Genomic DNA, 12,566 nt, shown 5'->3' with positions numbered 1-12,566 from the left:
CTAGATTTCAGTGTTTTTGACTAAAGCATGTCTTTAATCAATTCAATGCCCCGGTATTTCACCAGTGCTTGTGACTGCACCTTATCCTCCTGGCGTGGTAATAAATTGAAATTTACTGCGCCAGGATTTTTAAACCCTTCAGGAATGGCATCACGTTTTAAGATAGATAATGCCAAATCGCTCCAGCGGATTTCCTCGCCTTCATAGGTAAAATTGAACTGTGTACCCTGGGTATCGGTGGAAAAAATTGCATTTTGCAGTTCAATGGCCCCCGGATCAAGAATTTCCTGCGCCAGTACGCTGGCGGGGGCAATGTCAACGATGGTATCGGCATTGGCGATTTTGAAAAGCATGTCGTCCTGACGGACTTTTTCGATGATGGTGCGCACTGTCGGATTGATGCGGCTGATAACCGCGCAAATAGATGTGTTGAGGTCGTCAGATTCGATGGAACCAGGATCATTAGCCAGTATTAAAACCGTTTTGGCGTTTTTGATGCCGGCAGCTTCAAGTATGCTGATGTCTGATGCCACGCCATGCACATAATCAACATCAAGCGCATTCATCCAGGGTGATTTTTCTTCAATCAGACGATTAACGCAAACAATTGTGGCTTTTTTATATCTTTCATCGTTGCGCAATTCAGTGATAATGTTGCTGACTTTTTCGTCTCCCGGATAACCGGCAATAATCAAGTCGACCCTGGTTTTCATTTTAATCAGACCTTTTTTACGTTTTGAACTGATGTCAACCATCAGATCCGTTATTTTACCTAAAAATAATCCCAGTAATGCAATGCCGATGACCATATAAATGGTCACCAGCAGTTTGCCCACATCACTTTTTGGTGAAATATCGCCATAACCGACAGTCGTGGCTGTCGTGACCAGAAAATAATAGCTGTCAATCAGGTTTAAGCCTTCAAATGCCATCATATAGATTGCAAATAAAACTGAAAAACCAAGAAATATCAGTACGATGGTTTTATTTTCACGAACCAGTTTAATGGCTTTATAATTTTTTAAAAATACTTTGAATAAAAACATGGTTATTTGCCAATTGCGGTCTTTAAGCAGTGAATGAGTTTACACCGAATGCAAGTGAATTAGGAAATCTGAATCTGATAAAATAGAGCTAACACACCTTAACTGATATGACATAACCATGCCAACACCTGCCGCTATCACCTTATTACCTGCCACTATTGCCAACCAGATCGCTGCGGGGGAAGTTGTTGAACGTCCTGCCTCGGTGGTGAAAGAACTTCTGGAAAACAGTCTGGATGCTGGAGCCAGTCAAATTCAAGTGGATATTGAGCAGGGTGGTATTGCCTTGATTCGGGTGCGCGATAATGGGCATGGTATCCGCGCAGAACAATTAAAACTAGCACTTAGCCGCCATGCGACCAGTAAAATTCATAATCTGCGTGATTTGCAACAAATTGGCAGCCTGGGATTTCGTGGTGAAGCGCTGGCCAGTATCGGTTCAGTTGCACGGGTGAAACTAATTTCACACTTTATTGATGCCGAGCGTGCGTATGCGATGATGCTGGAACCTAATCATTCTGCTGAGCCGGAAATTACCAGTCACCCGGTCGGCACTTGCGTTGAAATCCGTGACCTGTTTTATAACACCCCCGCGCGGCGTAAATTTCTGCGCAGCGAAAAAACCGAATGGGGGCATTTACAGGATGTGGTGCGGCGTATCGGTTTAAGCCGTTTCAATTTGAATCTGCAACTGAATTATCACAATAAACTGAGTCTATCCTTACGTCCGGCAACTGAAGATAATGAAAAACTACAGCGTATTGCCAAAGTGTGTGGCAAGGATTTCAGTGCTGCCGCGCTGAGCGTGGACACAGCGCAAAGCGGCATGAAACTCAGCGGTTGGGTGGCAAGTCCCACTTTTTCCCGCGCCCAGGCTGATATGCAGTATTTTTTTCTTAATGGACGTTTTATCCGCGATAAGCTGATTAATCACGCAGTGCGTCAGGCTTTTCAGGACGTGTTATACGGTGGACGCCATCCGGCTTATGTGCTGTATCTGGATATTGATCCCAGTCAGGTTGATGTGAATGTACACCCCACCAAACATGAAGTGCGCTTTGCCCAAAGTCGCTGGGTACATGATTTTCTGTTTCGTGCAGTGACTGATTGTCTGGCACAAACCCGCCCGCAAGCCACTGAAGCGGAAAATACAGCACAAAACCCGGGATTATCCAACGCGCCTGTGAATGCCAATACAATAAATGCCAGCATATCTGAAAATAAAGCCAATATTGCCTCTTTAGACCGTCCCGATTTTGCTGAAAAAAATACCCCATTTCCGCTTCCCAGACAGCACCCATTGAAAATTAAAGAAGCAAATCAGCAATATACCCAGTTCTTTCAGCAAGCCAGTGCCGCCGCAGATGCTGCCGCAAAAGTACATTTACCGCCAGCAACGGAAAATCCATTGCCACCTCTTGGTTATGCACGGGCGCAGATACAAGGCATTTATATTCTCGCGGAAAATGCTCAAGGATTAGTGATTGTGGATATGCACGCAGCGCACGAACGTATTGTATATGAGCAGATGAAAACAGCACATGCTAAACAAAGCATACAAAGCCAGCATTTATTAGTGCCCGTCAGTATTTCAGTCACTGAGCGGGAAGCTGATCAAGCGGAGCAATCTACAAAGTTTTTTACTGAACTAGGCTTTGAAGTCTCCCGTGCTGCACCGGAGACACTTTTGTTACGTCAGATTCCCGTGCTACTACGCAAAGCCGATGCTGGGCAATTATTGCGCGATGTGATTGCAGATTTGATGACTTTTGAAAACAGTCCACGTTTGCATGAGCACATGGACAGGGTATTGGCAACTATGGCCTGTCATGGTTCAGTACGCGCGCACCGCAGTCTCAGTCTGGATGAAATGAACGCGCTGCTGCGTGATATGGAAAATACCGCGCGTAGCAATCAGTGCAATCATGGTCGTCCAACCTGGGTGCAACTGGATATGCAGCAGTTGGATCAATTGTTTTTACGTGGACGTTAGGAACGAGGATGAAATAAGAACCGAAACCGGGCGCAGGATTTTTGTTCATTTTCAAGGCATGAAAACAGGCGCATAGCAAGCTATGTAACTGCCTAAGTCCAAACAGGCATAACGCAGAAAATGGAGAAAAAGGCCAGCTTGGTTTCGAGAATTATAAAATCCTCGTTCCTTAAACCATAGGGCAGAAAAAACAACACGTATATCGAACACCCATTGAATAACCATAAGGTTTATCTGTGATAAAAAATCAAATAGGCATATTAATTTCATTATAAAGTGGTATAATAACAACGTTTAGAGATTTTAACGTGTCTAAAACCTATCTTAAGAGCCTGTAAATAGGCAATAGATAGTTTCTTAAGACTAATAACAAACACTTTATAGTGTTGTATTCATGCCACACTGTAAATATTGATTAATTCTGGAGAATGAAAGATGTCCATGATGAAAAAAACCGCACTCTCTCTCAGTATTGCTGCCGCTTTTGCCGCCAGCATTCCTGCTTATGCACATGAAGCCGGTGACATTCTGGTTCGTGGTCGTATTATTAACATTGCACCTAGTGGTACCAGTGAAAATCTGAAGCTTGATGGTACTGAGTTAAAAGATAGCGCGGTGGAAGCGCAAAGTAAAGCCACTCTGGATATCGACATCACCTACATGATCTCCAAAAACTGGGGTGTGGAATTACTGCTTGATATTCCTACCAAACATGATGTGGAAGTGAGTGGTGAAAGTATTCCTCTTTTACAAGTTCCTACTGGTGGCACTGCACCTAAAGGCCTCAAAATCATGGAAACCGGTGTATTACCACCGGCTTTGATCGCACAATATCATTTCATGCCTGACGCTAAATTCCAGCCTTATGTTGGTGCTGGTATCAACTATACATTTTTCTATAGTGAGAAAGCAGATAATAATCTGAGCTCAGTACTGAATAATATTACTAAAGCTGAAGTTGAAAATGAATTCGGTTTAACCGCACAAATTGGTGCAGATTTCATGATGGACAATGGCTGGTTCTTAAATGCTGATGTTAAATACATTGCTTTAGAGCCTACTGCCAAAATTACTTCTGATACAGGTATCGTTGAAACCAAAGTTAAACTGAATCCTTGGGTATTCGGTATCGGTGTTGGCAAAAGCTTCTAAGCTGAACCCTATATCGCTTTGATTTGATTTCAAATTAAATAAAAAAACCCGTATTTCTATAGTGAAATACGGGTTTTTTGTATTAAATGACGGGTAATCCCTCACTCAGATTTTACAACAAGTCACCCTGCTGATTTACCGCATTCAAGCGTAAATGATCCGGGCCACCGCTATGATTGTCAGGCAGCCAGGGAGCCAGACAAGCTCTATCAAGAATACAGGGATCGGTAAGACTGTGCAGAAACGCGGCCAGTTCATCAATTTGCTCATCGCTCATATTGATAACCGGCAGTTTTTCTTGATCTTCAGTACGTTTTTGCAAATCTGCCAAGGCGTTTTCAGTATTGGTTTTGGCATTTTGCTGCTGAATACCGGCTTGTATGGATGACAGCGCAGAGAGTTGATAATCATAAACAATAACGGCAGCATTAATATCCAGTTGATGACGGATAATTGCCTCTAAAGTCAAATAAGCGCCGCTATGTCCATAAGGCGCGGTTTGTCCGACATTGAGCAAGCTTGGCGTGCGAAACGCATGGCGATCCTGGGGATTTTTCGTGGCATTAAAGTGTCCAAAATCATCATCACCCGTTATACCGTGCCCTTTGCCCCGCCCGATTTGCGGTATGGCTAAAACATGAAAATCCTCATCCGTGAAAAAATCTCCTTGATGACATTCAAAACAAGCGCCGCCGCCTTGCTCATGGCTGCTGAAAAATGTGATGGCTCCCCGTTTGGCAGTGTCGCTGAGTGCGCTTAAATCCCCTTCAACATAGGCTTTCCAGGGGGATTCCACAAAAATCATCGAATTAACATACGCACCTAAAGCTTCGCTGATATGGCTTATATCAATTAAGGTCTCAGCCCCGGCATCGCTGTTAAAAGCCTGCTGAAAAGCTGTTAGCCAGTAATTGGGCAAACTTTGCTGACTGAGACGCAAGGCTATTTGCTGGCGGTATTCATGGCTGAGGTGTTGTGGAAAAAAGCTAAAACCACGCATCTCAGAAAAGGTACTCAGTGGAAAACGGTTTTGCGCCGTTACCAGGTCTGCGCCAACATTGGGATCGGGCTGCCCAAATTGGGTTTCAGGGCTGCGTATCCCCTGTTCTAAACGTTCAATGCCACCATCGTGCAGCAAAACCTTTTGCCATAAACCGGCATTGAACACCGTTGGTGTGTTACGCGCCACATTCGGGCCACCATCAAAAAAACCGGCAACCGCAGCTTGCTTACGCCCTGGGCCAAGCACATCAGGCAGTTCTGCACTGACACCGACTGCTAAGGGTAAGTCATCTGCACCACCCAGCATGGGGTGATGACAACTGACGCAAGCCACATCGACATCACCACCGAGTGCCTTGGAGAAAAACAAGTCTCGTCCTAATTGCGCCAGGGGGGATTCAATTGAAGGAAAAATCTGCTTGCGGGGATCGCCGCTTAATTCATGTTCTTGAATCAAGACCATTAATTGCTGATCCCATACAGAAGCAACTATAGGTGATGTTTCTGCGGGTGTTTCGCTTGTAATATCAGCTTGCGGGGAGAGTGGTGTTTCAGAGGTTGGGCTGCCACCACCGCCGCCACCGCAAGCCGATAATAAAATAAGCAGGCCAATGTAAAATCCAGTATTGGTAATCCGATAAAAACTAAACATGGTACATAAATCCAAAAAATGCTGTGCAGAATGATGAATAAAGAAACATATTTTAAAACTTGCAGGAATCAAATAGGCATCGCTTACAGCATTTTTTATACGCTAGCCAATTCAAAACAAACTTGTCCAGTTTGATTATGGGTGATATGCAGGCGATAACCCGTGTGGATGGTTTGTTTTGCCGCCTGATATAAACCAATACCAAAACCATCACGGGATGGTACCGGTTGATTAAGCAACTGTTTTTCAATTTCTGGTGATACTGAGCTGCCATTATCGCATACTGTTAAGGAAACCTGGTTTTCCGTGGTTTCCAGGGTGACCCGGATTTCAAGTTCAGATTCCCGGTTACGTTTGTTTAAGGCGTTCTCCATCAGATTTTCTACCACATTATCAAATAACTCTTCCGGAATATTGGCATTCCACATAATACGCATGGTAAATTCAATATCACGTTTACGATAACGTGCACAGAGATTATCCCACCAGACCCGCACTGGCGTGGTGGAATAGACTGATTGCGATGGCTGTTGCAGCTTGTCCAGAGTACGTTTCAGGCGCTGGCTCAGGTGCGGCAACTGACCTTGCAGCAAACGCTGGGTTTCACCAAAGTGTGCTGGTTGGCTGGTCTGAATCGCTGAGGTAATAGCATATAAAGACTGTAACAGGTTTTTAATGTCATGGGTGAGTTTGGCCCCGGTTTCATGAATCGCCTGCAAATGCGCCTGCTGCGCAAAATCTTCTTCACGCCGCCGCGCCTGGTGAAAATGCTCCAGCAACTGTACCAACAGTTTGATATGCGCGTAATAACTGCCTTGTATGGGGTGGCGAGCAAACACCACGACTTCCAGGGACTGGGCAATGATGCTGGCTTTATAACGATCTTCATCACCTAATGCACCATGCCCATAATTGGAGGTCCAGCCTACGCCGGTAATCCAGGGAATCTGCTTGAGTTGTTGCAGCCCCGATTCCAGAAACTGCTCTGGCGTCATGGTTTTGGTACTGCCGGGTTGGCTTAAAGTTGCCAACCATTGTTCAAAACTACTACTACTGCCTGGCAGGTGCGGCGACCAGAGTTGTTGCAGAGATTGTCCGGCACCGGCTAACAACCAGACAGCACTGATTAACAAAATGATTAAAGTCAGCAATAAGGCAGCGCGAAACAGCGCCACCGGGTAAGCCACGGGTGCGTATTGCAGGCTCCACAGCGTCACCAGGGCAATCAGTATCAATAATAAAGAAAAAATCAGACCATGAAAAAAGTTAATATCACTGTTTAAGCCATCTGCTTTTTCTGCATTAAGCAAGAAAAACGGTGCAATCAAAACCGGAGTTATCAGAAAAAACTGCTCATACAAGGCACTGTCCAGCCAGGGATTTGCAAATAAACGTGGCAGATCAAAAATAAACAGACATAGACACAGAAAAACAATCCCCGTCAGGTTCAGCATTCTGCCACGCACATCGGGCAATACACGTCCTGCCATTAAGCCTGCTAATATGACTTTCCAGATAAATAACCACAAGGGATGCATGAATAGAACGCAAATCAGCATAAAAAAAACAGATAACAGCAGTTTTTTAGCCGATAAAAAATTATCCAGATTGTATAAAGGTTGCCAGAGCAGAAACAGCAGAAAATGCAAAGCCAGAAGAATCTGACTGCCCCAGATGGGTAAATTGGGCCAATGCACCGCATAAACGGTTAATAATAATAAACCCACTAAACGGTATTCATGGCGAGCGGGTATCGGAGGCAATAGGCTGGGTTGTGCGCTCATTTTAATTCCCAACGAGAAATCACGATTTTGGCATGGTACTGGTCATTTTTAATACGCAGTTTTTTAGGCAGCAATACCCCGTCCCATTGTTGATAACGTTCGTATTCAATCACCCAGCCATTTTGTTGTAGTTCTGCAAGCTGATTTTTCTGGTTCCACTGCTGCGCTGTTATCGGCTGCGTGGGTACTGGCAAGCCGCGTATCCAATAATACAGATAACTGACCGGCATACTGATACCGGCATCATCTTTAAGCAGGGCTTCAGGCGTTTTTGCGCGCAGGGTTTGCTGGGCAGTTTTTAAGATAACCCCCTGTTCATCACCACTTAAATTCAACATGCCTTGTCCCAGAGGGGCATGTAAACGTAAGCTATAAGCCTGATTTTGCTGTCGCCAGTGAAAACGCGCACTCCAGTCTTCCTGCTGGGAATAGGCTGCAATACTGCCATTGATTTTCCAGTGGCTGAGCTTATTTAGTTGTGCTTGCTTGGCTAGCCACTGTTGTTGCCGTTGTTGTTCATTTTCTGTTTTTTCAGGGGTGAGACTGCAAGCGGATAAGAGTAACAGACATAAAAAAAGTATTAAGTGACGGCGCATCTTAATTTACATCCAATTGTTTAATTTCGGCAATTGATAAGCCGGTATATTTACTGATTAAGGTAAGTTCCAGACCATCTTTGCGCATTTTCTGAGCCATTTCAATTTTCCCTTCCGCTAAAAAGCCTTCCAGTACATCAAAATTTGCTTTATCTCTGAGGAGATATTTGATTGCCCAGTCAAAGCGGATGACCGGCGTTTCTTTGATTTTTTGTTGGCGCATGAGCGTGATCCACAAATTTTTTGACCAAGCTATGCAAAACTATTCTGCGTAATATTGTTATACCAGCTATCAGCATAGACCGCTTCCAGTTGTTTATTACTATTTGCAGGACTGTCGCCACCCGCATCGGGCATGGCAAATATCTGACCCTTAGCGTCCAGGCGATAAATCATGGTGTTGGATATGCCATACTGCGGCCCGATCAGGCTGTAACAGGTATTCAGCCAGGAAGGTGTGGGCAGGGTTTTCCCATCCAGCAATGCGGCAACAGTAGCGGCACAGGATTTAGCCTGGGAGTTAGCGGAAAAAGCAGATTTAGGCATCGGTGAGGCTTGCGCGGCATCACCAATCACATGGATTTTAGGTATTTGGGTGGATTCAAAAGTCTGTGGATTTACCGGACACCAGCCAGAGGCATCGCTTAGACCAATCATATCTGCCAGTGCAGCGGCTTTTTGCGGAGGAATGACATTCAATACATCGCCTTTATAATGATCAAATTCCGTTATCAGACGTTGTTTTTTGGCATCCACAGCCACGACTTTACCGCCCTTGGATAAGGAGCGCCACTGGATAAGGCTGTTTCTGCGCTTATAACGGTAGAGTTTTTTCCAGCCACTTTCAAATAAAGACTGCTGTGCAAAATTATCCTTACTATCCAGCACTAAAATCCGGGAGCGTGGTTTATGCTGTTTCAGATAATGTGCAATCAGGCTGATACGTTCATAAGGTGCAACCAGGCAGGAATAAGGTGCAGCAGGGACTGAGATAACCACCCGCCGCCCATTTTTCATGGTTTGCAGTTGTTTGTGTAATAATTCCAGTTGCGCAGCACCCTTACTGGCATGGGGAATCAAAGTATTGGCAATCTCAGGCGTATAACCTTCTATGGTATCCCAACGAAAATCCGTACCGGGCGCAACAATCAGGCGATCATAATCCAGCTTGGCCCCGGTTTGCAGGTGTACTTGCTGCTTATCCGCATCAACTGCTGTGACAGTATCCTGTACGTAACGAATGCCATAATTTTGCGCTAATTTTACATAATTAAAACGGATGGAAGATATATCGCGTAAACCCGCCAATACCCAGTTACTGCCAGGCCCTGTGGTATAACGCGCATTTGCTTCAATTAAGGTAATATCCAGATTAGGATTAAACAGGTGTAAGTGTTTAGCTGCGGTACTGCCTGCAAAACCGCCGCCAATAACGATAACTTTGGCTTTTGTAAAACCTGGTCGTACTTGGGTTTCAGTGCAACCAGCTAAACCCAGTAATCCCACCAAACCGGAACCGCTCATTTGTAAAAAATGTCTTCTGTTCATGGATATGCCCTAGGGTAATTGCGCAATATAATTTGCCAGCGCATTCAATTCTTGTGGAGAAAAACCTTTGCTGATACGTGGCATAATTGTACCAGGACGACGATCTGCGCGATATTCCAGCAAGGTCTGACGAATATATTTTGCCGGCAGCTTATGCAAAGAAGGAGCAGCCCCCTGGCTGATACCCCGGTCGCCGTGACAGGTGAAACAATTATAAGTCATGATCGGCAGATTCAGCGTCAGTGAATCTTCTGCCTGACTTTCTGCTATGCTCAGCAAACTAAAGCAAATGCATAAAATGCCAAAACCTGGGAAATGAAATCGCATAAAATGGAAATCCTTTGGTTTGTTACGGGTTTTTTGTTGGAATCAATGGTTTATATTGAGGTATTAGTGGCTTTTAGTCGTATCCCGGCTAAAAGAAGCGGTCACTGAACACCAACTTGTATTCAGGCCGGTGTATTTTCGCTGACCCAACGTGCTTGATCGGGCAAGGTTTCTCTTTTCCAGAAGGGTGCGCGATGTTTCAGCTCTTCAATCAAATAACGACAGGCATCAAACGCTGGCCCACGATGACTGGCCCAGGCCGCTACCAGAACAATATTTTCACCAGGTAAAATGGTACCCACCCGGTGCAAGATCAAGGTATCGAGAATATCCCAGCGTTGCAGGGCTTCATCACTGATTTTTTTCAGGTAGGTCTCAGTCATGCCGGGATAATGCTCCAGAAACATGGCCTGTACGCTGTCACCTTCATTTAAATCCCGCATGGTGCCAATAAAATGACTTGCCGCGCCCCAGTGCCCCTTGCCATAACGCGCCTCAAGCTGACTTTCATGGGTTTGCAGTATTTGCCAGGGATTAAATGCCTGTTCAGTCAGTTGTACCGACATATCAACCTCCCGTCACAGGTGGGAAAAATGCCACTTCATCACCTGCCTGAACCGGGGTGTTAAAGTCCATGTATTCCTGGTTTAACGCACTCAGTGTATTTTCAGGTCGGGGGAAATCAGGGCAAACCTGTTGCCATACCTGCGCTATTGTTTGTTCAGGCGCTGCGCTGATTTGTTGCTCAGCAAAACCCACCTGTTCCCGCAAACTGCCAAAAAACCGCACTGTAATCATAGGCCACTCCGTATCACCTTACCACTACCAGGATCGCGAATTTCACTGGGAACGGATAAACCGCCTGTCAATCCTGGCAAATAATCATCAACTTGTTTTAATACGCCACTACGCCGCAAATCCCACAAACTGCGGGCAGGCACGTGACCTGTAAAATTTGCGCTGGTAGAAACCAACGGGCCACGCCATTGCCTGCATAAATTCCGCATATTGTGCGCGGCTGGATGAATGCTTAAACGCACTGCCAGTGTATCATGTTTGCCACGTAAGTAGCGCGGACATCGCGGGTGAGCCGCTAAAACCCAGGTGATGGGATGCACTGATGGCTGTTGTATGCGAATGCGCAGTTTTTCTGGCAGCGGTAATAGCCAGGGTGATAATACCTGCAAATTATCCGCAACCAGAATCAGCCCCTTGTGCATAGGACGTTGTTTAAGCGCTAATAAACGCCGTACCGCGCCTGCATTGCGGGGATCACAGCCCAACCCCCACACGGCTTCGGTGGGGTAGGCGATAATGCCGCCACGGCGCAGGCTGTGGCAAACTCGGCGTAGCTGTGTTGGACTCAAAACTGGCTTAAGAATTAAGCGTGTTGTGCCTGCAAGGCTTGGTCTTTAGCAATCACCGCAGCCGCGTTATCAGCACGTTCCTGATGTAAACGCTCTGTCAGGTTTTCATCAGCCAGTGACAACATTTGAGCAGCCAGATAAGCGGCATTTTTAGCCCCTGCTTTACCAATGGCAACGCAAGCAACCGGGATACCACCAGGCATTTGCACGGTTGATAACAACGAATCCATACCCTGCAACGGGCCTGCATCAATCGGTACACCAATAACCGGTTTCAGGGTTAAGCCTGCAACCGTACCCGCTAAATGCGCTGCCAGACCTGCTGCTGCGATAAACACGCCGCAGCCACGCGCTTCAGCGTCTGCCACATATTCTTTGGTTGCCGTTGGTGTGCGATGGGCCGAAGTGATTTTTACTTCATAAGGAACCGCGAGTTTTTTAAGCGTATCCAATGTTGTTTGCATCAAAGGCAGATCAGAGTCAGAACCCATTAATACTGCAACAAAAATCGATTTATTTGCTATCATTACTCACCTAAAACTAAAAAAATTGAACAAAAATAAAACCGTGTGATTATACGGATTTTGAATTAAATTTCCAGTCCAAGGAGGTAATGTGGGGTTTCCAGCAGCAAGAATGGGTGATCCTACCATGCATGGCGGTGCTATTATCATCGGTTTTCCAACCGTGTTAATTGGCAGTATGCCTGCCGCACGGATATTAGACATGCACGTCTGTCCAATGACCAATGTCGTGGTACCCCATGTCGGCGGCCCTATACTCAAAGGTTCCTTTACCGTGTTAATCGGTATGTTTCCCGCAGCCAGAATGCTGGATAATGCTATGTGCCTGGGTCCGCCGGATATGATTGCCATGGGTATGCCGACGGTTTTAATTGGTGGCTAATTAATCTGAATTCGACGTAAGCTTCTTTTTGCACTGATGGTGCAAAAAACCGCTTCGGTCTTATACTAAGGAGTGAGAATTTTATAACTTCAGCAACTTGGCTGGTCTTTTCCTCCATTTTCTGCGTTGTGAAAACAGTTACATAGCTTGCTATGCGCCTGTTTTCACGCCTTGAAAATGAATAAAAATCCTG

At 45.5% G+C, this 12,566-nt stretch carries 15 protein-coding genes; 4 read left to right on the top strand and 11 right to left on the bottom strand.

The window, feature by feature from the left end; translation table 11 throughout:
- Positions 1-20 precede the first annotated feature (20 nt).
- Positions 21-1,046, bottom strand: a complete 1,026-nt coding sequence (locus tag QUF61_RS04205; protein WP_103922559.1) for a potassium channel family protein — start codon at positions 1,044-1,046, stop codon at positions 21-23.
- A 118-nt stretch (positions 1,047-1,164) separates the two neighbouring features.
- Between QUF61_RS04205 and mutL the strand changes: the two genes are divergently transcribed.
- Together mutL and QUF61_RS04195 are read left to right on the top strand one after the other, a co-directional pair.
- Positions 1,165-3,039: a DNA mismatch repair endonuclease MutL gene (gene mutL, locus QUF61_RS04200; protein WP_289680632.1), complete on the top strand. Its 1,875-nt coding sequence runs from the start codon at positions 1,165-1,167 to the stop codon at positions 3,037-3,039.
- 441 nt (positions 3,040-3,480) lie between these two features.
- Positions 3,481-4,191, top strand: a complete 711-nt coding sequence (locus tag QUF61_RS04195) for an OmpW/AlkL family protein (protein WP_289680631.1) — start codon at positions 3,481-3,483, stop codon at positions 4,189-4,191.
- A 112-nt stretch (positions 4,192-4,303) separates the two neighbouring features.
- On the opposite strand, the gene QUF61_RS04190 is transcribed toward QUF61_RS04195, so the two are convergent.
- The 5 genes from QUF61_RS04190 to QUF61_RS04170 all read right to left on the bottom strand — a co-directional run bounded on the left by QUF61_RS04190 (position 4,304) and on the right by QUF61_RS04170 (position 9,749).
- A complete protein-coding gene (locus QUF61_RS04190; RefSeq protein WP_289680630.1) occupies positions 4,304-5,845 on the bottom strand; it encodes a cytochrome-c peroxidase in 1,542 nt (513 codons plus the stop codon).
- A gap of 95 nt (positions 5,846-5,940) precedes the next feature.
- Positions 5,941-7,629, bottom strand: a complete 1,689-nt coding sequence (locus QUF61_RS04185; RefSeq protein WP_103922555.1) for a sensor histidine kinase — start codon at positions 7,627-7,629, stop codon at positions 5,941-5,943.
- Positions 7,626-8,225 carry a lipoprotein insertase outer membrane protein LolB gene (lolB, locus tag QUF61_RS04180; RefSeq protein ID WP_103922554.1) on the bottom strand — a complete coding sequence of 200 codons (600 nt, stop codon included), beginning with the start codon at positions 8,223-8,225 and terminating at the stop codon, positions 7,626-7,628. The genes QUF61_RS04185 and lolB overlap by 4 nt, the downstream gene beginning before the upstream one ends.
- Position 8,226: 1 nt before the next feature.
- On the bottom strand, positions 8,227-8,448 hold the full coding sequence (locus QUF61_RS04175) for a hypothetical protein (RefSeq protein ID WP_289680627.1): 222 nt from the start codon (positions 8,446-8,448) through the stop codon (positions 8,227-8,229).
- A 29-nt stretch (positions 8,449-8,477) separates the two neighbouring features.
- Positions 8,478-9,749, bottom strand: a complete 1,272-nt coding sequence (locus tag QUF61_RS04170; RefSeq protein WP_407079423.1) for an FCSD flavin-binding domain-containing protein — start codon at positions 9,747-9,749, stop codon at positions 8,478-8,480.
- On the opposite strand from QUF61_RS04170, the gene QUF61_RS18170 reads away from it, so the two are divergent.
- A complete protein-coding gene (locus tag QUF61_RS18170) occupies positions 9,683-9,847 on the top strand; it encodes a 4Fe-4S binding protein (RefSeq protein ID WP_407079422.1) in 165 nt (54 codons plus the stop codon). The genes QUF61_RS04170 and QUF61_RS18170 overlap by 67 nt on opposite strands.
- On the opposite strand, the gene QUF61_RS04165 is transcribed toward QUF61_RS18170, so the two are convergent.
- The 5 genes from QUF61_RS04165 to purE form a co-directional block, all read right to left on the bottom strand.
- Positions 9,783-10,100, bottom strand: a complete 318-nt coding sequence (locus QUF61_RS04165; protein ID WP_103922551.1) for a c-type cytochrome — start codon at positions 10,098-10,100, stop codon at positions 9,783-9,785. The genes QUF61_RS18170 and QUF61_RS04165 overlap by 65 nt on opposite strands.
- Positions 10,101-10,222: 122 nt before the next feature.
- Positions 10,223-10,666, bottom strand: a complete 444-nt coding sequence (locus QUF61_RS04160; protein ID WP_289680623.1) for a molybdenum cofactor biosynthesis protein MoaE — start codon at positions 10,664-10,666, stop codon at positions 10,223-10,225.
- Between the two features lies 1 nt (position 10,667).
- Positions 10,668-10,898, bottom strand: a complete 231-nt coding sequence (gene moaD / locus QUF61_RS04155; RefSeq protein WP_103922549.1) for a molybdopterin converting factor subunit 1 — start codon at positions 10,896-10,898, stop codon at positions 10,668-10,670.
- Positions 10,895-11,467 (bottom strand): L-threonylcarbamoyladenylate synthase, encoded by a 573-nt coding sequence (locus QUF61_RS04150; RefSeq protein WP_289680621.1) that lies wholly within the window; start codon positions 11,465-11,467, stop codon positions 10,895-10,897. The genes moaD and QUF61_RS04150 overlap by 4 nt, the downstream gene beginning before the upstream one ends.
- A 14-nt stretch (positions 11,468-11,481) precedes the next feature.
- Positions 11,482-11,994, bottom strand: coding sequence for a 5-(carboxyamino)imidazole ribonucleotide mutase (purE, locus tag QUF61_RS04145; RefSeq protein WP_289680620.1), 513 nt, complete (start codon positions 11,992-11,994; stop codon positions 11,482-11,484).
- Between the two features lie 109 nt (positions 11,995-12,103).
- Here purE and QUF61_RS04140 point away from each other — a divergent pair, with 109 nt between their 5' ends.
- A complete protein-coding gene (locus tag QUF61_RS04140) occupies positions 12,104-12,373 on the top strand; it encodes a PAAR domain-containing protein (protein WP_103922546.1) in 270 nt (89 codons plus the stop codon).
- Positions 12,374-12,566: the final 193 nt, after the last annotated feature.

The organism is Candidatus Venteria ishoeyi (assembly GCF_030378065.1).
Classification (GTDB): Bacteria; Pseudomonadota; Gammaproteobacteria; order Beggiatoales; family Beggiatoaceae; genus Venteria; species Venteria ishoeyi.
The sequence above is the reverse complement of the archived record's forward strand: the minus strand, read 5'-3'. Positions and strand labels throughout refer to the sequence as shown.

Coding starts and splice junctions, on each gene's coding strand:
- QUF61_RS04205 (WP_103922559.1), bottom strand. CDS start 1,046: ATGTTTTTATTCAAAGTATTTTTAAAAAATTATAAAGCCATTAAACTG.
- mutL (WP_289680632.1), top strand. CDS start 1,165: ATGCCAACACCTGCCGCTATCACCTTATTACCTGCCACTATTGCCAAC.
- QUF61_RS04195 (WP_289680631.1), top strand. CDS start 3,481: ATGATGAAAAAAACCGCACTCTCTCTCAGTATTGCTGCCGCTTTTGCC.
- QUF61_RS04190 (WP_289680630.1), bottom strand. CDS start 5,845: ATGTTTAGTTTTTATCGGATTACCAATACTGGATTTTACATTGGCCTG.
- QUF61_RS04185 (WP_103922555.1), bottom strand. CDS start 7,629: ATGAGCGCACAACCCAGCCTATTGCCTCCGATACCCGCTCGCCATGAA.
- lolB (WP_103922554.1), bottom strand. CDS start 8,225: ATGCGCCGTCACTTAATACTTTTTTTATGTCTGTTACTCTTATCCGCT.
- QUF61_RS04175 (WP_289680627.1), bottom strand. CDS start 8,448: ATGCGCCAACAAAAAATCAAAGAAACGCCGGTCATCCGCTTTGACTGG.
- QUF61_RS04170 (WP_407079423.1), bottom strand. CDS start 9,749: ATGAGCGGTTCCGGTTTGGTGGGATTACTGGGTTTAGCTGGTTGCACT.
- QUF61_RS04165 (WP_103922551.1), bottom strand. CDS start 10,100: ATGCGATTTCATTTCCCAGGTTTTGGCATTTTATGCATTTGCTTTAGT.
- QUF61_RS04160 (WP_289680623.1), bottom strand. CDS start 10,666: ATGTCGGTACAACTGACTGAACAGGCATTTAATCCCTGGCAAATACTG.
- moaD (WP_103922549.1), bottom strand. CDS start 10,898: ATGATTACAGTGCGGTTTTTTGGCAGTTTGCGGGAACAGGTGGGTTTT.
- purE (WP_289680620.1), bottom strand. CDS start 11,994: ATGATAGCAAATAAATCGATTTTTGTTGCAGTATTAATGGGTTCTGAC.
- QUF61_RS04140 (WP_103922546.1), top strand. CDS start 12,104: ATGGGTGATCCTACCATGCATGGCGGTGCTATTATCATCGGTTTTCCA.